This is a genomic window from Rathayibacter sp. PhB186 (assembly GCF_003751825.1).
Taxonomy (GTDB): domain Bacteria; phylum Actinomycetota; class Actinomycetes; order Actinomycetales; family Microbacteriaceae; genus Rathayibacter; species Rathayibacter festucae.
The window spans coordinates 1-17,637 of record NZ_RJKO01000009.1 but is presented as its reverse complement, the minus strand read 5'-3'; the positions used below and the strand labels follow the sequence as shown (position 1 = coordinate 17,637).

Genomic DNA, 17,637 nt, shown 5'->3' with positions numbered 1-17,637 from the left:
CCCGACCATCGACACGACCGTGCCGTCGCGCTTCGCACTGGTCCTCACCGATCTGGGGTCGTCGTTGCGCTGGCTGCAGGCGCTCCTCGGTGCGATCCTCGTCCTCGGTCCGACGGCTCTCGGGCTGGCGGAGGTGGGCGGCGGTGTCTACCGCGATGAGCTGGACGTCTACTCCCAGTTCATGATCTCCCCGATGATCATTCTCTTCCCCGTCTTCATCACGACGGCCTGCTGCAGCGGCACCGCTGCCGAGATCAGGAACAGGTTCGTCGTCCTCGTCCGCGCGCGGACGGATCTCCGGTCCTACCTGGCGACCCGGATGATGAGCGTCGCCCTCGGAGGATTCGTGCTCGGCTTCGTCGCCGCACTCCTTCCCGGACTGATCGCCTTCGGGATCTGGCCGGAGCTGGGTGCGCCCTTCATCGATCCGGTCGTGTACGGACTCGCACCGGACGAGGTGGAACGGAACGCCCTGGAGCGCGTGAACTACTCGCAGCTGCTCGCCTTCGGGTGGCCGGTGTACCTGATCGGCTACTCCTCGGTGCTGGGTGCCTGGGGCGCGATCACGGCGGTGGCCGGGGTGCTCGCACTGGTCGCACTGAAGAACCTGGGGCTGGCGATGGTGCTGCCCGCAGTGATCTTCTTCGTCGAGACGATGGCTGTCGCTCTGGTCGACCATCCACTTCTCGGATTCATGTACGGAGCCTTCCCGTTCGGTCTCGATCAGTCACCGATCGGCATCATGGTCCTGCCGCTCGCGGTCGCTGGAGCCGCGACGGTTCTCGCCGCACGGCGGGTCCTCGGCAGAGCCCAGCGACTCCCGGCGCTGACATGATCGCCTCGCTCTCCCGCCGTGTCCGCCTGCTGCTCGCCGGCTGGGCGCTCGCGGCTGCCGCCGCGTACTCGATCCACCAGCGGATGCTCTGGACCGCGTCGGGTTCCTCGTTCGGATTCGTCGACGTGGCGGTCGAAGTCGTGAACGACCCGCTCTTCGTCTGCTACGGACTGGGAGCGCCGTGGTGCATCGCCCTCTTCCTGGCGTCGAGGTCCTCCCTCCGGAAACCGTGTGCATTCGGGCAGGATCCCTCAAGAACGTGCTCCTCGTCCTCCTGCGCAGCGACGCGGCGAGTGCTGCGGTCGTCCTGTTCGGTGTGCTGACGACGTGCTGGGTGTGCTCCCTCGGGCTGGTGAACGACGTCGCGCGCGTGCCCGGATCGGTGAGTGCGCTGCTCTCGGACGTTGCGCTGCCCCCGCCCGTCGGAGTGCTGCTCCAGCTCCCGCTCCTCCTGCTCTTCCTCGCGACGATCGGGTCCCTCCTCTCCGCCTGCTGGGTGCTCTCAGGCGGGAGTGTCCTCGTCGGGCCGGCGGCGACGGTGCTGCTCGGCTGGTTCGCCGTCTCGGCGGCGGGGGGACTCCCGAGGGACTCCGCCGTCAGCTCGGCGTTCCTCTCCAGTTCCTCGCTCCACCTCGGGCGGCCGTTCGGCATGCTGGCCGCCGTCGTCGTCCTCCTCTCGATCGAGGTCGTCCTCCTCGGCGCCGTCCGGGTCCAGGATCGCCGGCTGTCCGGAGCGGCGCGGTCCTGGGGTGCCGGATGGGCGGCGTACGTCCTCCTCCTCGGCACGGCCACGCTCGGGCCGACGGGGCTCCAGTCGGTCTCCGAGGGGAATCCGGCACCCGGGGTCGAGGGAAGAGTCCTCGGTCCTCTCTTCGCGGGCCCAGTGGGCGCTCTCGCACCCACCCTGCTCTCCGTCCTCGTCGTCACGGGCTTCGCGATGACCTGGCAGCTCAGCGAGCTCGATCCCCGGCGCCCGATCCTCCGCTGCGAGCTGATCCGGTTCGGATCGAGCGGCGCTCGGAATCGGCGACTCGGCGCAGGGCTCCTCGCCCGTGCACTCGGAGTGAGCGCGCTCGTCGGCGCTCTGGCCGGTGCCGAGGCGCTCCTGCGGGGCGCCCCCGGCGAGCTCGCGTCCTTCGTCGACCCGGTGGTGGGCTATCAGCTCCTGGTGAACGGAACGCTGCAGCTGACACTGGTCGCGGTCGCCGCCTCCGCCTTCGCGCCGCTCGCCGGATCGGGCGCGGCCCCCGCGGCCTTCTCGGCCGGATTGGCCTTCCTGCCGAGCGAGCTCCTCGAGGGCAACCCGCTCGGCATCGCGGGTCTGTGGAGGAGCGCGGGGGGCTGGCCGAGCGTCCTCCACGGGACGGCGCTGGCGCTGGGGAGCGCCTGCATCGTCCTCATCGCAGCAGTCATCGCGTCTCGACTGGTCGAGAGGCATCCAAGAACAGAAAGAGGTCGCTCATGACGAACGCCATCACGGTCGAGGGTGTGTCCAAGAGCATCCGCGGGAATCTGCTCTACAGCGAGGTCGCGTTCGAGCTGCGCCGAGGCGGGCTCTACGCCCTCCTCGGTCCGAACGGCTCCGGGAAGTCGGTCCTGCTGCGACTGCTCTGCGGCTTCCTCAGGCCGGACTCGGGCAGCATCAGCGTCGACCCTTCGATCTCGCCGGAGGGGCGGACGTTCCCGGACAGCTTCGGGATCACGATCGACGGCCCCGCCTACATCGCCGGCCTCTCCGCGGAGCAGAACCTCTTGCGACTGGCCGCGATCCGCAGGCGCATCGGGATCGAGGAGATCCGCGCGACGCTCGCCTCGGTACGTCTGCAGAGCACGGGGCGCGCGGCGGTCCGCACCTTCTCCTCGGGGATGAAGCAGAAGCTGTCTCTCGCGCAGGCCCTGATGGAGGAGCCGAAGGTGCTCCTCCTCGACGAGCCGTTCACCGCGCTCGACACGGAGAGCGTCGCGGTCGTCAAGGACGTCCTCCGCGAGCGGGTGGCTCAGGGCGTCACCGTTCTGCTGACGATGCACGGCGAGGCGGACTTCCTCGCCGAGTGCGACGGCGTCCTCCGGATCGAGAACCGCACGATCTCGATGCTCTGACGACCGGTCGTCTCCGCGAGATGCCACTTGTGCACGCCTTTCACGGCGTGTCGCGTGCACAAGTGGCATCTCGCGGGAGGAGGGCAGCGGGGACGACGAAGGCCCCGGCTCGACGTGCGAACCGGGGCCTTCTCGATGTAGCGGGAGCGGGACTTGAACCCGCGACACCACGATTATGAGCCGTGTGCTCTAACCACCTGAGCTACCCCGCCGCACGTTTCCGGAGGCTGGCCTGCCGGGAACGGAGCCCCCTGTGGGAATCGGACCCACTACCTCTTCCTTACCAAGGAAGTGCTCTACCAATGAGCTAAGGGGGCGCACCTGCGGGTCTGACTGCCCCTCTCGGGGCGTGCCCGCGATTTGGCACCGTTAGACGATAGCACCTCCACGGGGCCGTGTTGACCGCGGGGTGGAGGGGGTGGTCCGGGCGGGGTGGATCTCGATAAGCCCGCTTCGCGGGCTACTCGATCAACATGAAGGCGCGGGCGGAGCAGCCGCGCAGCGGGGCCTCATGCCGGTCGAGCAGCCGCGCAGCGGCGTATCGAGACCCGCCTACGAGCGGCTCGCCGTGTCGAGTGCGGCCAGCTCCTCCGCCGTCAGCTCGAGAGTCGCGGAGGCGACGAGGGCGGGCAGCTGCTCCATGACGCGGGCGCTCGCGATCGGCGCGGCGACGCCGTCCTGCGAGCGCAGCCAGGCGAGGGCGACGGTCGCGACCTCGGCGTCGTGGGCGGCCGCTGCCGCGTCGAGGGCGGCCAGCACGCGGCGCCCGCGGGCGTCGAGGTACTGCGCGGCACCCGAGGCGCGCGGGCTGTCGGGCGTCGAGCCGTCGCGGTACTTGCCCGTCAGGAAGCCGGACGCGAGCGCGTAGTACGGGACGACGGCGAGCCCGGCCTCGCGGGCGAGCGGCAGGACGTCCGCCTCTATGCCGCGCTCGACGAGGTTGTAGTGCGGCTGCACGGCGACCGGCGCGTGCAGGCCCTCCTCCTTCGCGAGGCGCAGCCACTCCGCGATGCGGTCGGCGCTGAAGTTCGAGACGCCGATGGCGCGGACGAGGCCGTCATCGACGAGCTCGGAGAAGACTCGGACGATGTCCTCGAGCGGGACGGCGTCGTCGTCGAAGTGCGCGTAGTAGAGGTCGATCCGGTCGGTGCGCAGGCGCTGGAGCGAGGCGCGGGCGGCCTTGCGGACGTTGTCGGGCGCGAGGCCGAGGAACTCGGGGTGCCTGCTGACCTTGGTCGCGATCACGACGTCGTCGCGGGAGCCCGAGCGGCGCGAGAGCCACTCGCCGATGATCGTCTCGGACTCACCACCGTGGTTGCCGGGCACCCAGGCGGAGTAGGAGTCGGCGGTGTCGATGAAGTCGCCGCCCGCGGCGACGTAGCCGTCGAGGACGTCGAAGGAGGTCTGCTTCCCGGCGGTCCAGCCGAAGACGTTGCCACCGAGGGAGAGCGGGAAGACCTCGATGCCGGAGTCGCCCAGGGGCGTGCGGGTGAGGGAGTCGTGGGACGGAGCTGCGCTGTCGATCGTCATCCCCCGATTCAACTCGCCGCGGGCCGCACTGCCGATCCCCCGCCGCGCATGCGGAGCAAGCACTCAGCCACCCGGCGCCGAGCAGTACCTCCGGCACGCGGAACCGACTCCGGCACGCCGGAACAGCAGGTTCTCGCGAGCCCGGGCACGTTCCACGAGCCGGAGGTGCGCACCGGCGGACCCTCCGGCACGCGGAACCGACTCCGGCACGCCGGAACGGCCGGTTCTCGCGAGCCGGAGGGGGTTCCGCGAGCCGGAGGTGGGGCGGGCCTCGCGCACCCGCGCAGGGCGGCGGGTGTCAGCCGCCGAGCGGGTAGTCCGCGTAGGCGAAGCGCGCCCCGTCCGGCGACCAGCCGGCGACGTTGATCGTGCCCTGGCCGCCGAAGAGCGACTGCACCACCCGGCCCGGCGAGGTGTCGCCGGCCGCGCGCCCCTCGAGCGCGATCAGCCGCAGCTCGACCGGCAGGTTCTCCGGGTGCCCGGCCGTCCCTTCGGGGTAGGCGAGGTACAGCAGGTGCGCGCCGTCCGGCGACTCGTGCGGGAACCAGTCGACCGTGTCCGACACCACGAGCCGCTCGATCCCGGAGCCGTCCCGCCGCATCCGGAACAGCTGGGCGACGCCGCCCTCCCGCTCGGAGTTGAAGTGCAGGCACTCGCCGTCGGCGGAGAAGTCGACGCCGTCGTCCGGGTGCTCGTCGGCGGTGAGCGCGGTGAGCGGGCCGCCCTCGGCCGGCATCGTGTAGACGTTGGTGACCCAGCGGCCGGTGGCGTCCTCGCCGCCGCCGATCAGCGCGAGCAGCCGGCCGTCGGGCGAGACGCCGTGCAGGTAGTGCTTGAAGCGCGAACCGGGGCCCTCGGTCGTGATCCGCCGGGCGCGCGCCGAGCCGTCCAGCGCCACCGCGTAGAGATGGCCGTCGCGAGCCGAGACGTAGGCGGTGCCGCCACCGGGAGCGAGAACGTGGTCGTTGTTCAGCTCGTCCGGCACCCCGTCGAGCGGGATCGCCTCGAGCCCGGCGGGACCGACCGGCGCGTCCCCGAGCGGCAGCCGGAACAGCCCGCCGTCCCCGTTGACCACCAGGAACGACCCGTCCGGCGACCAGTTCGGTGCCTCCACGAGGAGCGAGTCGGAGGAGAAGACCGTGGTGACCTCGCCGCTCGCGACGTCGAGCACGCGGATCCGGCAGGTCTGAGCGGGGAGCAGTGAGCGGGCCATGCGCACCACGGTAAGGGAACGGGGGTCGTCAAGCCCGTCCGCACTCAGGTTCCCGCCGCCCGGCCTCCCTTATCCTTGTCTGGACAACTGTGCTGAGTGGAACCGGGGAGGACTGTGTGATGCTCCTCACCCTCGCGATCACGTTCGCCCTCGCGGTGATCACGCCGTGGATCGTCGACCGCTTCGGTCCGAAGGTCTTCTACGCCCTCGCCCTCGTGCCGGCCGCGACCTTCGTCTCGACCGCCGCCTCGCTGCCGACCGTCCTCGCCGGCGGAGAGCTGCGCGAGGAGATCCCGTGGATCCCCTCCCTCGACATCTCGCTCTCCTTCCGGCTGGACGCGCTCTCGATCGTCCTCGCGCTCGTCGTCAGCGGCGTCGGCGCCCTCGTCCTCGCCTACTGCGGCAGCTACTTCAAGCGCGACGAGCCGTCGCTCGGCCGGTTCGCCGCCCTGCTCTTCGCCTTCGCCGGCGTGATGTACGGGCTCGTCACCGCCGACGACGTGATCATCCTCTTCGTCTTCTGGGAGGCGACGAGCGTCCTCTCCTACCTGCTGATCGGGCACTACAGCGGTCGCAAGGAGAGCCGCGGAGCCGGCCTCCAGGCCCTCCTGGTCACCACCCTCGGCGGCCTGGCGATGCTCGTCGGCGTGATCATCCTCATCGTCGAGTCGGGCACCTCGAGCCTCGCGGGCATCGTCGCCGCGGCCCCGTCCGGGCCGATCGTCTCCGTCGCCCTCGTCCTCGTCCTGCTCGGTGCCTTCTCCAAGTCGGCGCTGGTCCCCTTCCACTTCTGGCTGCCGGCCGCGATGGCCGCGCCCACCCCGGTCAGCGCCTACCTGCACGCCGCCGCGATGGTGAAGGCCGGCATCTACCTGGTCGCCCGCCTCGCGCCCGGCTTCGCGGACGACGCCGTCTGGCTGCCCGTGATCGTCAGCGTCGGCGTCTGGACGATGCTCGTCGGCGGCTGGCGCTCGCTCCGCCAGTACGACCTCAAGCTCGTCCTCGCCTACGGCACCGTCAGCCAGCTCGGCTTCCTCACTGTCGCGGTCGGCTTCGGCTCGCGCGACGCGGCCCTCGCCGGCCTCACCCTGCTGATCGGGCACGCGCTGTTCAAGGCGCTGCTGTTCCTCGCCGTCGGCATCGTCGACCACCGGGCCGGCACCCGCGACCTGCGCAAGCTCAGCGGTCTCGGCCGCCAGGCGCCGGTGCTCGCGGGTGCCGCGCTGCTCGGCGTGCTCTCGATGGCCGGCATCCCGCCGCTGCTCGGCTTCGTCGCGAAGGAGGCTGTCTTCACCAGCCTGCTGTCCGCGATCGAGCAGGGCTCGTTCTGGGCCTGGGTCGCGCTGATCGGCCTCGTCCTCGGCTCGATCCTCACCGTCGCCTACTCGGCCCGCTTCTTCTGGGGCGCGTTCGCCCGCAAGAAGGGCCTCGAGGACACCCACCTGCACGCGGAGCCGTGGACCTTCACCGCCCCGACCGTCGTCCTCGCCGTCGCGAGCGTCGTCGGCGGCATCGGCGCCTCCCTCCTCGACCCGCTGGTCGCGGTCTACGCCGACACGCTCCCCTACGGTGCCCCCGACGCCGACCCGCGGCTCGCCGCGGCGGCCGAGGAGTCCGACCACGGCGGCTACCACCTCGCGCTCTGGCACGGCTTCGAGCCCGCCCTCGCGCTCAGCGCGATCGTCATCGCGATCGGCCTGCTGCTCTTCGCCAAGCGGATCGCGGTCGCGCGGATCCAGTCCAAGGTCCCGAACACCATCGACTCCGCCGAGGGCTACTGGGCCACCGTCCGCTGGCTCGACCGCGTGGCCAGCACCGTCACCGAGTTCGTCCAGCGCGGCTCGCTCCCCCGCTACCTCACGGTGATCTTCGCGGTCTTCGTGCTGGGAGTCGGCGGCGCCGCGGCCCTCAACCGCACCTGGCCCGGCGACCTCGTCTTCTGGGACTCCCCCGGCCAGCTCGCCGTCGCGGCCGTGATGATCCTCGCCGCGATCCTCTGCGCCGTCGCGCGCAACCGCGTCGCCGCCGTGCTGCTCGCCGGTGCGACCGGCTACGGGATGGTCGCCCTCTTCGCCATCCAGGGCGCCCCGGACCTCGCGCTCACCCAGGCGCTGATCGAGACGATCACCCTGGTCGTCTTCGTCCTCGTGCTGCGCCGCCTCCCGACCCGGATCGCGCAGAAGCACCAGCCGATGCGCAAGCGCCTGCGCGCCGTCATCGGCATCGCGGTCGGCGCCGTGATGGCCCTCGCCGCGACGATCGCCCTCGGCGCCCGCACCGCGACCCCGATCTCCGTCGACCTCCCCCGCCTGGCCTACGAGGAGGGCAAGGGACGCAACATCGTCAACGTCCTCCTCGTCGACATCCGCGCCTGGGACACCATGGGCGAGATCTCCGTGCTGGTCGTCGTGGCGACCGGTGTCGCGAGCCTGATCTTCCTCTCCAGCCGAGCCGGCGGCGCTCCGCGCCTCGAGCACCAGAGCGCGGCCGACCGCGAGGAGCGCGCGACCGACCTCACCGCCCCCTCGGCCGACGCGGAGAAGACCGGCGACCGCGGCTCCTGGCTGGTCGCCGGCCGCACGCTCCGCCCCGAGAACCGCTCGATCGTGCTCGAGGTGCTGGTGCGCCTGCTCTTCCACCCCGCGATGATCGTCTCCGTCTACCTGCTCTTCACCGGTCACAACACCCCGGGCGGAGGCTTCGCGGGCGGCCTGCTCGCCGGTCTCGCCCTCGTCGCGCGCTACCTGGCCGGTGGCCGGTTCGAGCTCGGCGAGGCCGCGCCGATCGACGCGGGCAAGGTCCTCGGCCTCGGCCTGCTCTTCGCGGTCGGCACCGCCGTCTCCTCGCTCGCCTTCGGCCTCGAGGTGCTCGAGTCGAGCTGGCTCGACCTCTACCTGCCGGTCCTCGGCGAGCTGCACCTGGGCACCTCCACCCTCTTCGACATCGGCGTGTACCTGATCGTGATCGGCCTGACCCTCGACATCCTCCGCAGCCTCGGCGGCGAGGTCGACCGCCACGGCGAGGAGGCCGAGCAGGGCGACCCGTCCGGCGACGGCGTCACCCACTCGACCGACAGCACCCCCGGCCCCGGCGCCGGCACCGTCGACGGCCTCGAGACGAAGCTGCCGACCGGCTCCACCGTCGTCGGCGGACCGGGCAGGGGGGACGACGCATGAGCATCACCCTCGTCCTCGTCGTCGTGATGGCGGTGCTGTACGCCGCGGGCGTCTACCAGATGCTCGAGCGCAGCCTCACCCGGATCCTGATCGGCTTCCTCCTGGTCGGCAACGCGACGAACATCCTGATCCTGCTGATGGCGGGCCGCTCGGGCGTCGCGCCGTTCGTCACCGACGACGGCCGCTCCTACGAGCAGATCGCCGAGGAGATGGCCGACCCGCTGCCGCAGGCCCTGATCCTGACGGCGATCGTGATCACCTTCGGGGTGTCCGCCTTCCTCCTCGCGATGATCTACCGGCGCTGGCGCCTCGCCAACGCCGACCAGGTCGAGGACGACGAGACCGACGCCTCCGTCCGCGCGGACGCGGCCGGCATCTCGGCGCAGACCACCGCGGACGACCGGGCCCTGGACGTCCTGCTCGAATCGAGCGACGAGGGCACCGCCGCCAAGCATGCCGAGAGCGCCATGACCGACGACAGGAAGGAGGACCGATGAACGTGCTGATCCCCCTCGTCGTCACCCTCCCCCTGCTGGGAGCCGCCGTCGCCCTCGTGCTCGGCCGCCACCGGCGCGCGCAGATCACGGTCAACATCGTCACGCTGTCCGCGGTCCTCGTGATCTCCTCCGTGCTGCTCGTCCTGGTCCTCACCGGCCAGGAGGGCGGCAGCGCCGTCTACGTCGGCGGCTGGGAGCCGCCGTGGGGCATCGTGCTGGTGGTCGATCCGCTCGCCGCCCTGATGCTCGTGATCACCTCGGTCACGCTGCTCGGCGTCCTGCTGTTCTCGGTCGGCCAGGGCCTGGTCGACGGCAACCGCGAGACGCCGGTCACGATCTTCCACCCGACCTACCTGATCCTCTCGGCCGGCATCCTCAACGCCTTCGTCGCGGGCGACCTCTTCAACCTCTACGTCGGCTTCGAGATCCTGCTCGCGGCGAGCTACGTGCTGATCACCCTCGGCGGCACGGCGCCGCGGATCCGGGCGGGCACGACCTACGTGGTCGTCAGCCTGGTCTCGAGCGTGTTCTTCCTCTCCGCGATCGGCCTGCTCTACGGCGCCACCGGCACCATCAACATGGCGCAGCTGTCGATCCGCATCGCCGAGCTGCCCGCCGACGTCCAGCTCGTGCTGCACGTGGTGCTGCTGCTCGGCTTCGGGATCAAGGCCGCGGTCTTCCCGCTGTCGTTCTGGCTGCCGGACTCCTACCCCACCGCTCCGGCGCCGGTCACGGCCGTCTTCGCCGGCCTGCTCACCAAGGTCGGCGTCTACGCGCTGATCCGCACCGAGACGCTGCTCTTCCCGGGCGGCAGGCTCACGGAAGTGCTGATGGTGGTCGCGCTGCTGACGCTGGTGGTCGGCATCCTCGGCGCCGTCGCGCAGGCGGACATCAAGCGGATGCTCTCCTTCACCCTGGTGTCGCACATCGGCTACATGGTCTTCGGCATCGCGATCGGCACGGAGGCGGGCTACGCCGCGACGATCTTCTACGTGATCCACCACATCACCGTGCAGACCACGCTCTTCCTCGCGACCGGGCTGATCGAGCGCGTCGGCGGCACCACCTCGATCCTCCGGCTGGGCGGCCTGCTGAAGGCCTCGCCGCTGCTCGCGCTGCTCTACTTCATCCCCGCGATGAACCTCGGCGGCATCCCGCCCTTCACCGGCTTCCTCGGCAAGGTCGGCCTCTTCGTCGCCGGCACCGAGTCCGCCGCGGAGCAGCCGTCCTGGCTGATCTGGGCGGTCATCGCCGCGGGCGCGGTCACCTCGCTGCTCACCCTCTACGCCGTCGCCCGCGTCTGGAACATGGCGTTCTGGCGCCGCCAGGAGGAGGTGCCCGGCTACGAGTCCCCGCTGATCGACCAGCTGCAGGAGGACCCGCACGACACCGGCACGGTCCGCACCCGGCACTCCCCCCCGATGATGGTCCTCGCGACCGCCGGCATGGTCGTCTTCGGCGTGGGCCTGACGATCGCCGCCGGCCCGCTCTACGACGCCAGCGAGCAGGCCGCCGCCGCGATCGCCGACCCCTCCACCTACATCGCCACGGTCTACCGCGACTCGTCCTTCGGAGAGGAGGGCCCCCGATGAGCCCCCGCCGCCGCGTCGACTTCTGGAACCGGTTCGCGATGTTCGTGACGCTCGTCGGCATCTGGGTCCTGCTCTGGGACGACGTCTCGGTGCTCTCGATCGTCTCGGGCTTCCTGGTCGCGCTGATCATCACCCGGGTCTTCTACCTGCCGCCGGTGGAGTTCTCCAACCGGGTGAACCCCTGGCACCTGCTGGTCTTCCTGCTGCGCCTCGCGCTGGACATCGCGGTCGCGTCCGTCCGCGTCTCGTACCAGATCCTCACCCTGCCGGTCCCCGTGCACAACGCGATCGTGGCCGTGCACCTGCGCAGCCGCTCCGAGGGGATGCTGGTCTGGACGACCGAGGCCGTCTCGCTCGTCCCCGGCTCGCTCGTGATCGACGTCGACCCCCAGCTGAACGTCCTCTACCTGCACGTGCTCGGGGTCACTCACGACGAGGGCCACCGGATCGACGAGGTCCGCCGCACGGTCCTGCGCACCGAGGCGCGCATCGTCCGCGCGATCGGCTCGCGCGAGGACGTCGCCCGGGTCAGCGAGCCGCTGGGCGAGAACGCGGGGGTGCTCCGATGATCGAGTGGCTCGTCTGGATCCTGGTGCCGATCTTCGGAGCGGCCGCCCTGCTCTCGCTCGTGCGCATCCTGATCGGCCCGTCGGTCCTGGACCGCGTGGTCGCCGCCGATGTGCTGGTGGCGACGATCCTCTGCGGCCTCGGCGCCGAGATGGCGATCAACCACCACGCGACGACGCTGCCGGTCGCGCTCGGGCTCGCGCTCTTCGCGGTGTTCGGCTCGATCAGCGTCGCCAAGTTCATGGCCAACCGCGAGGAGGACTGACATGGACGTCTTCTTCGACGTCGTCACCGCCGTGCTCGTCACCGTCGGCGGGCTGCTCTCGCTGGTCGCCGCGATCGGCCTGCTCCGCTTCGGCGATCTGCTCTCGCGGATGCACGCGGGCACGAAGCCCCAGGTGCTCGGCATCATCTGCGTGATGCTCGCCGTCGCGATCCGGAACCCCGGCTTCGCCGCCGCGGGCACCGTCGTCCTGGTGATCGGCTTCCAGCTGCTGACCGTGCCGATCTCGGCGCACATGGTCGGCCGCGCGGCCTACCGGGCCGAGGCCGTCTCCACCGGGTTCCTCGTCTCGGACGAGCTCGCCGACGCCGTGCAGCGCGCGGACGACGCCTCGCGGGCGACGGGTCCGGAGACGGCGCACGCGTCCGAGGAGGCCGCCGAGCGCTCGAGCGCCCCGCAGCCCGAGGACGAGGACGGACCGGCCGCGACCGCCTAGCCGCCGGTCATCGTCCGCAGCGCGTAGCCGCCGACTGCGAGCGTCACCGCGAACAGCCCGCCGATCAGCAGCACGAGCAGCGGCACCACCCAGAGCAGGGCCCTCCGGCGTCGGGCGCGGGCGGCTTCCGGGGTCTCTTCGCTCACCCGTCGACCCTAGGCCAGGCGGCGCCTCCGCCGGGCCGGGCGCTTCCGGGGCGCCCGCTACCCTTGATGCCATGACCCTGGACTCCGCTCTCTCCGGCGCGCCCGAGAACTCCCCTGCTCCCGGGAGCTCGCCCGTCTCGTTCCCGGAGGCGGCCGGCCGGCCCGGTGCGGAGTGGTGGCGCACCGCGGTCATCTACCAGATCTACCCGCGCTCCTTCGCGGACGCCGACGGCGACGGGATCGGCGACCTCCCCGGCATCACCTCGCGCCTGGACAGCCTGGCCGAGCTCGGCATCGACGCGATCTGGCTCTCGCCGTTCATGACCTCCCCGCAGAAGGACGCCGGCTACGACGTCGCCGACTACTGCGACGTCGACCCGCTCTTCGGCACGCTGGCCGACTTCGACGCGATGCTCGCCCGCGCCCACGCGCTCGGGATCCGGGTGATCGTCGACCTCGTCCCCAACCACTCCTCGAGCGCGCACCGCTGGTTCCAGGCCGCACTGGCCGCTCCCGCCGGCAGCGACGAGCGCGCCCGCTACCTCTTCCGCGACGGCCGCGGCGCCGCCGGCGAGCTGCCGCCGAACAACTGGGAGTCGGTCTTCGGCGGCCCCGCCTGGACCCGGGTCACCGAACCCGACGGCACCCTCGGCCAGTGGTACCTGCACCTCTTCGACACCTCGCAGCCCGACTTCGACTGGACGAACGAGTGGGTGCGCGAGCGCTTCCGCGAGGTCCTGCGCTTCTGGCTGGACCGCGGCGTCGACGGCTTCCGCGTCGACGTGGCGCACGGGATGATCAAGGCCGAGGGCCTGCCCGACTACACCCCGCCCGCGGACAGCGGCTCGATGGGCGGCGTGGCGCCCGGCGACGACGCCGAGCCCGTCACCGCTCCCTACTGGGCGCAGGACGGCGTGCACGAGATCTACCGCGACTGGCATGCGCTGCTCGCCGAGTACCCGGCCGACCGCGTGCTCTGCGCGGAGGCGTGGGTGCAGCCGCTCTCGAAGCTCGCCCGCTGGGTGCGCCCCGACGAGATGCACCAGGCCTTCAACTTCGCCTACCTCGAGACGCCGTGGGGCGGACCCGCGCTGCGCGACATCATCGACTCCTCGCTGAGCTCGTTCGCCGCGGTCGGCGCACCCTCGACCTGGGTCCTCTCGAACCACGACGTCGTGCGCCACGCCAGCCGCCTCGCCCTCACCTCCGACAACCCGCAGGGCTACGGCATCGGCCCGCGCACCCCCGGCCTTCCCGACCCGGTGCTCGGCCTCCGCCGCGCGCGGGCCGCGACCGCGCTGATGCTCGCGCTGCCCGGCTCCGCCTACGTCTACCAGGGCGAGGAGCTCGGCCTGCCCGAGGCGATCGACCTGCCCGACGCGGCGCGCCAGGACCCGACCTGGTTCCGCACCGGCGGCGAGCGCTACGGCCGCGACGGCTGCCGCGTGCCCCTGCCCTGGGAGGCGGACGCGCCCGCCTACGGCTTCAACGACTCCGGCGACTCCTGGCTCCCCCAGCCCGGCGACTGGGCGCCGTTCGCGCGCGACCGCCAGACCGGCGTCGAGGGGTCGACCCTCGAGCTCTACCGGGCGCTCCTCGCGGTGCGCCGCGCGGAGGACCTCGGTTCGGGCGCGATCGAGTGGCTCGAGGGCTACCCGGAGGACGTCGTGGCGTTCCGCAACGGCGGCGTCACGGTGATCGCGAACACCGGCTCATCGCTCGTCGAGCTTCCGGTCGGCACGGTCGTGCTCTCCTCCGAGGAGCTGCACGAGCCGGCACTGCCGGGCGACACGACGGTCTGGCTGCGCCAGGACTGACGTCCCAGAGTTCGATCTGCAGGTGATCCGCCGCCGCGGGCTGCGCTGCCGCGGCGGAACGGGTGCTGCGACGCGGATCGCCTGCAGATCGAACGGGAGCGGGCGGGCCCGCGGCGGCTCAGCGCCCGGCGTTCGCCTTGAGCCAGAGGTAGGAGTCGACCTTGGTCACGCCGTCGAGGCGGATCTCGAAGTGCAGGTGCGGCCCGGTCGACATGCCGGTCGTGCCGACGAGGCCGAGCAGCTGGCCGACCTTGACCGGGTCGCCCTCGTTCACCGCCGCGGAGCCGTGCTGCATGTGCGCATAGACGCTGGAGACGAGCTGGCCGTCGATCTCGTGGTCGACGATGACGTGCACGCCGAGCGAGCCCTCGCCGTCGATCACGGTGCGGACCACGCCGTCGGCGATCGCCTGGATCGGCGAGCCGTTGCCCGGGTTGAAGTCGGTGCCGCCGTGGTTGACCGAGCAGCCCGCGCAGTTGCGGTAGCCGAAGCGGTCGCCTACCGGCACGCCGACGGCGAAGGGCCACTGGATCGAGGCGTTCGGGTCGTTGGTGAAGCCGGCGTCGGAGGTGCGGCCGATGGCGGTGACGTCCGTCTGCGTCTTGCGCTCCTGCACGCCGAAGCCGTCGCGGGCGACGGTCTCGGCGCTGACCTCGCCGGTGGTGAACGACTGCGCTCCGCGGTCGACGGTGCCGCCGGGCGCGACGACGAGGTTCTGCGCCTGCACCTCCTCAGCCGTGAGGAGCGACGTGGCCGGCAGCGAGGTCGCGGCCACCATCGCGGCGACGAACGACAGCGCGACGAGCCCGCCGATCCGGCGGCTCGACCGCACGGGTCGCAGCGGTGCGACGCGGGGTGCGGAGACGGGCGCCGGCGGCGCCGAGCGGACGGACGCGACCCGCAGCTCGGCGTCGCGGAGCTCGGCCGGGGCGACCGGCACTCCCCCGTCCTGCACGTCGGCGGCGAGGGCCTGAGCGCGCTCGCGCTCGCGCAGCTCGCGACGGGTGAGGGGTGGGAGGGATTCGCCGGGGGTCGATGCGGAGGCAGCGGGCAAGGGCGAATCGGGGCTCACGAAATCCGGATCTTCCGTCGGGGGCGGGGGACGAGCGGCGCTCCGCCAGGGAGTCGAAGCGCTTCTCGGGGATCCGCGACCGCATCCTGTGCGAATGTCACGAATTCATAAAGGATAACCACGGACTCCCGATCCGGCCAGAGCGGGTCCGTGAGAGGCCGGATCCTCGTCATCCGATCCGCGCTCGGCGCTCGGATCCTGCGTGATCATGCGCGCGCATGCATCGACCCCGCGCGGACCGAGCCCCCGTCAGACCTCGTCGGCGCGCAGCCGCCGCAGCAGAGCCTCGAGTTCGCTGAAGATCGGCTCCGGGGCCGCGATCAGCAGGCCGTTGCCCGCCGGGCGGCCGTCGAAGCCGGCGACGATCGCTCCGGCCTCCTCCGCGACGAGGGCGCCCGCCGCGAGGTCCCACGGGTTCAGCCCGCGCTCGTAGTACGCGTTCAGCGACCCGGAGGCGACCGCGCAGAGGTCGAGCGCCGCCGAGCCGATGCGGCGGATGTCGCGCACCGAGCCGAGCAGCTCCTGCACGACCGCGCCCTGGCGCATCCGGCGCCCGGCGTCGTAGCCGAAGCCCGTGCCGACCAGCGCCAGCGAGAGCGAGGCGGGCGGAGAGACGTGCAGCGCGACCCCGTCGCGCTCGGCCCCGCCGCCCTTGCTCGCGGTGTAGACCTCGCCGGTCGCGCCGTTCACGACCGCCCCGGCGAGCGCCGTCCAGGTCTCCGGCTCCGGCTCGCCCTCGACCACGGCGATGCTGACCGCGTAGGAGGGGATGCCGTAGAGGTAGTTGACCGTGCCGTCGATCGGATCGACGACCCAGGTGAGTCCGCTCGTCCCGCCGCCCGCGCCGGACTCCTCGCCGAGGAAGCCGTCGTCCGGCCGCGCCTCGGCGAGCCGACGGCGGATCAGCTGCTCGACCTCGCGGTCGGCGGCCGTGACCACGTCCTCCGGCGACGACTTCGAGGCGGCGATCTCGACCCCGTCCTGGCGGCGCTGCCGGGCGAGGTGCGCCGCCTCGACGGCGATCGAGCGGGCGATGGCGAGGAGGGAGGCGTGGGCGCTCATGCGTCCAGCCTAGGGACCGGCCGGTCCGGCGGGGACGGACGCAGGCGGAGCTGACGGCGACCGGGCCCGCGGAGGATCATGGGGGCATGAGCGCCGCCGTGACCCCTCAGCCCCCGATCGCAGTGACCGGAGCCACCGGGGCGGTGGGCGGCCGCGTCGCGCGCCTGCTCGCCGACGCCGGCCTCCCCCTCCGCCTCCTCGCCCGCGACCCCTCGCGTGCGCCCGAGCTGCCGGGGGCGACGGCCGTCCGCTCGTCCTTCACCGATCCGGGCGATGCGCTCGACGGCGTCCGCCTCCTGCTGATGGTGTCCGCGGCCGAGAACGAGGACCGGCTCGCCGAGCACCTCTCGATGGTCGCGGCCGCCGCCGCTGCGGGCGTCGAGCACGTCGTCTACACGTCCTTCGCCGGCGCCTCCCCCACCGCGACCTTCACGCTCGCGCGCGACCACGCCGCGACGGAGGAGGCGATCCGCGCCTCCGGGATGTCGTGGACCTTCCTCCGTGACAACCTCTATCTGGACTTCGTCCCCGCGATGCTCGGCGACGACGGCGCGATCCGCGGCCCGGCCGGCACCGGCCGCGCGGCGATCGTCGCCCGCGAGGACGTCGCCCGCGCCGCCGCCGCGATCCTGCGCGCCCCCGAGGAGCACCGCGGCGCGACCTACGAGCTGACCGGTCCCGAGGCCCTCACCTTCGACGAGATCGCGGCCGTCCTCACCGCCGCCGGCCACCCCGCGGTCTTCGTCGACGAGACACTCGAGGAGGCGCGCGCCTCCCGCCGCCGCTGGAACGCCCCCGACTGGCAGCTCGACGCCTGGATCAGCACCTACACCGCCGTCGCCGCCGGCGAGATGCAGCACGTCTCCGGCGACGTCGAGCGCCTGACGGGCCGCGCCCCGCTGTCCCTCGAGCAGTTCCTCGCGGCGACTCGATCGGCAGCCGGGCAGGGCGCTGCATCGGTCGAGCAGTGATCGGCCGCGCGGCGGACGGTCCTCCCCCTGCTGGTCGAGTAGCGCCACAGGCGCGTATCGAGACCCGCCGTCATGAGCAGGGCGGGTCTGCAGACTCATCCTGCTGACGTGGGTGGATCTCGATACGCCCGCTGCGCGCGCTACTCGATCAGCATGAAGGCGCCTGCCTGCACATGCTGGTCGAGCAGCCGCGACCCGCGGCGCATCGAGACCCCCGTGATCAGCACGGCGGGTCTGCGGACGCGGGTGGATCTACTTGGAAAGGGATGGTGACCTTTCACGCGGTTCTGGGGGTGAGGGTGACGTCGTAGCCGAGGGTCGCGAGGGTTCGGAGGGCGTT

The 17,637-nt window shown here is 72.0% G+C and carries 16 protein-coding genes and 2 tRNA genes; 11 read left to right on the top strand and 7 right to left on the bottom strand.

Translation table 11 applies throughout. The features are described from left to right. Positions 1-19 precede the first annotated feature (19 nt). From EDF45_RS17935 to EDF45_RS21430, 3 genes are all read left to right on the top strand, one after another. Positions 20-835 carry a hypothetical protein gene (locus tag EDF45_RS17935; RefSeq protein WP_123737407.1) on the top strand — a complete coding sequence of 272 codons (816 nt, stop codon included), beginning with the start codon at positions 20-22 and terminating at the stop codon, positions 833-835. A 259-nt stretch (positions 836-1,094) separates the two neighbouring features. Beyond that, on the top strand, positions 1,095-2,300 hold the full coding sequence (locus EDF45_RS21435) for a hypothetical protein (RefSeq protein ID WP_185020258.1): 1,206 nt from the start codon (positions 1,095-1,097) through the stop codon (positions 2,298-2,300). Further along, positions 2,297-2,935: an ATP-binding cassette domain-containing protein gene (locus tag EDF45_RS21430; protein ID WP_185020257.1), complete on the top strand. Its 639-nt coding sequence runs from the start codon at positions 2,297-2,299 to the stop codon at positions 2,933-2,935. Before EDF45_RS21435 ends, EDF45_RS21430 begins: the two co-directional genes overlap by 4 nt. A gap of 138 nt (positions 2,936-3,073) precedes the next feature. On the opposite strand, the gene EDF45_RS17925 is transcribed toward EDF45_RS21430, so the two are convergent. The 4 genes from EDF45_RS17925 to EDF45_RS17910 all read right to left on the bottom strand — a co-directional run bounded on the left by EDF45_RS17925 (position 3,074) and on the right by EDF45_RS17910 (position 5,678). Then, positions 3,074-3,147 (bottom strand) — tRNA-Met (locus EDF45_RS17925). A 33-nt stretch (positions 3,148-3,180) separates the two neighbouring features. Next, positions 3,181-3,252: transfer RNA gene (locus EDF45_RS17920), tRNA-Thr, on the bottom strand. A gap of 235 nt (positions 3,253-3,487) precedes the next feature. Further along, on the bottom strand, positions 3,488-4,465 hold the full coding sequence (locus EDF45_RS17915) for an aldo/keto reductase (protein WP_123737408.1): 978 nt from the start codon (positions 4,463-4,465) through the stop codon (positions 3,488-3,490). Between the two features lie 298 nt (positions 4,466-4,763). Further along, positions 4,764-5,678 carry a biopolymer transporter Tol gene (locus EDF45_RS17910; protein ID WP_123737409.1) on the bottom strand — a complete coding sequence of 305 codons (915 nt, stop codon included), beginning with the start codon at positions 5,676-5,678 and terminating at the stop codon, positions 4,764-4,766. A gap of 119 nt (positions 5,679-5,797) precedes the next feature. On the opposite strand from EDF45_RS17910, the gene EDF45_RS17905 reads away from it, so the two are divergent. From EDF45_RS17905 to mnhG, 6 genes are read left to right on the top strand one after another with little or no spacing between them, the layout of a single operon-like run. Next, positions 5,798-8,854 carry a Na+/H+ antiporter subunit A gene (locus tag EDF45_RS17905; protein WP_123737410.1) on the top strand — a complete coding sequence of 1,019 codons (3,057 nt, stop codon included), beginning with the start codon at positions 5,798-5,800 and terminating at the stop codon, positions 8,852-8,854. After that, a complete protein-coding gene (locus EDF45_RS17900) occupies positions 8,851-9,351 on the top strand; it encodes a Na(+)/H(+) antiporter subunit C (RefSeq protein WP_123737411.1) in 501 nt (166 codons plus the stop codon). Before EDF45_RS17905 ends, EDF45_RS17900 begins: the two co-directional genes overlap by 4 nt. Beyond that, positions 9,348-10,943: a Na+/H+ antiporter subunit D gene (locus EDF45_RS17895; protein WP_123737412.1), complete on the top strand. Its 1,596-nt coding sequence runs from the start codon at positions 9,348-9,350 to the stop codon at positions 10,941-10,943. Before EDF45_RS17900 ends, EDF45_RS17895 begins: the two co-directional genes overlap by 4 nt. After that, complete coding sequence (locus EDF45_RS17890) at positions 10,940-11,512, top strand: Na+/H+ antiporter subunit E (RefSeq protein WP_123737413.1); 573 nt, start codon at positions 10,940-10,942, stop codon at positions 11,510-11,512. The genes EDF45_RS17895 and EDF45_RS17890 overlap by 4 nt, the downstream gene beginning before the upstream one ends. After that, positions 11,509-11,775 (top strand): monovalent cation/H+ antiporter complex subunit F, encoded by a 267-nt coding sequence (locus EDF45_RS17885; RefSeq protein ID WP_123447850.1) that lies wholly within the window; start codon positions 11,509-11,511, stop codon positions 11,773-11,775. Before EDF45_RS17890 ends, EDF45_RS17885 begins: the two co-directional genes overlap by 4 nt. Before the next feature lies 1 nt (position 11,776). Next, positions 11,777-12,229 carry a monovalent cation/H(+) antiporter subunit G gene (gene mnhG, locus EDF45_RS17880; RefSeq protein ID WP_123733724.1) on the top strand — a complete coding sequence of 151 codons (453 nt, stop codon included), beginning with the start codon at positions 11,777-11,779 and terminating at the stop codon, positions 12,227-12,229. Here mnhG and EDF45_RS21425 read toward each other — a convergent pair. Then, on the bottom strand, positions 12,226-12,375 hold the full coding sequence (locus EDF45_RS21425) for a hypothetical protein (protein ID WP_159422145.1): 150 nt from the start codon (positions 12,373-12,375) through the stop codon (positions 12,226-12,228). The genes mnhG and EDF45_RS21425 overlap by 4 nt on opposite strands. A 71-nt stretch (positions 12,376-12,446) precedes the next feature. Here EDF45_RS21425 and EDF45_RS17875 point away from each other — a divergent pair, with 71 nt between their 5' ends. After that, on the top strand, positions 12,447-14,192 hold the full coding sequence (locus tag EDF45_RS17875; RefSeq protein WP_123737414.1) for an alpha-amylase family glycosyl hydrolase: 1,746 nt from the start codon (positions 12,447-12,449) through the stop codon (positions 14,190-14,192). 118 nt (positions 14,193-14,310) lie between these two features. Here EDF45_RS17875 and EDF45_RS17870 read toward each other — a convergent pair whose 3' ends face one another. Both EDF45_RS17870 and EDF45_RS17865 read right to left on the bottom strand, forming a co-directional pair. After that, on the bottom strand, positions 14,311-15,246 hold the full coding sequence (locus EDF45_RS17870; protein ID WP_123737415.1) for a M23 family metallopeptidase: 936 nt from the start codon (positions 15,244-15,246) through the stop codon (positions 14,311-14,313). 267 nt (positions 15,247-15,513) lie between these two features. Then, on the bottom strand, positions 15,514-16,326 hold the full coding sequence (locus tag EDF45_RS17865; RefSeq protein WP_123737416.1) for an inositol monophosphatase family protein: 813 nt from the start codon (positions 16,324-16,326) through the stop codon (positions 15,514-15,516). Between the two features lie 86 nt (positions 16,327-16,412). On the opposite strand from EDF45_RS17865, the gene EDF45_RS17860 reads away from it, so the two are divergent. Next, on the top strand, positions 16,413-17,297 hold the full coding sequence (locus EDF45_RS17860; RefSeq protein WP_123737417.1) for an SDR family oxidoreductase: 885 nt from the start codon (positions 16,413-16,415) through the stop codon (positions 17,295-17,297). Positions 17,298-17,637 lie beyond the last annotated feature (340 nt).

Bases quoted from the DNA above. Each gene is read 5' to 3' on its own strand.
- EDF45_RS21430 (WP_185020257.1), top strand. From the start codon at position 2,297: ATGACGAACGCCATCACGGTCGAGGGTGTGTCCAAGAGCATCCGCGGG.
- EDF45_RS17915 (WP_123737408.1), bottom strand. From the start codon at position 4,465: ATGACGATCGACAGCGCAGCTCCGTCCCACGACTCCCTCACCCGCACG.
- EDF45_RS17910 (WP_123737409.1), bottom strand. From the start codon at position 5,678: ATGGCCCGCTCACTGCTCCCCGCTCAGACCTGCCGGATCCGCGTGCTC.
- EDF45_RS17905 (WP_123737410.1), top strand. From the start codon at position 5,798: ATGCTCCTCACCCTCGCGATCACGTTCGCCCTCGCGGTGATCACGCCG.
- EDF45_RS17900 (WP_123737411.1), top strand. From the start codon at position 8,851: ATGAGCATCACCCTCGTCCTCGTCGTCGTGATGGCGGTGCTGTACGCC.
- EDF45_RS17895 (WP_123737412.1), top strand. From the start codon at position 9,348: ATGAACGTGCTGATCCCCCTCGTCGTCACCCTCCCCCTGCTGGGAGCC.
- EDF45_RS17890 (WP_123737413.1), top strand. From the start codon at position 10,940: ATGAGCCCCCGCCGCCGCGTCGACTTCTGGAACCGGTTCGCGATGTTC.
- EDF45_RS17885 (WP_123447850.1), top strand. From the start codon at position 11,509: ATGATCGAGTGGCTCGTCTGGATCCTGGTGCCGATCTTCGGAGCGGCC.
- mnhG (WP_123733724.1), top strand. From the start codon at position 11,777: ATGGACGTCTTCTTCGACGTCGTCACCGCCGTGCTCGTCACCGTCGGC.
- EDF45_RS17875 (WP_123737414.1), top strand. From the start codon at position 12,447: ATGACCCTGGACTCCGCTCTCTCCGGCGCGCCCGAGAACTCCCCTGCT.
- EDF45_RS17865 (WP_123737416.1), bottom strand. From the start codon at position 16,326: ATGAGCGCCCACGCCTCCCTCCTCGCCATCGCCCGCTCGATCGCCGTC.
- EDF45_RS17860 (WP_123737417.1), top strand. From the start codon at position 16,413: ATGAGCGCCGCCGTGACCCCTCAGCCCCCGATCGCAGTGACCGGAGCC.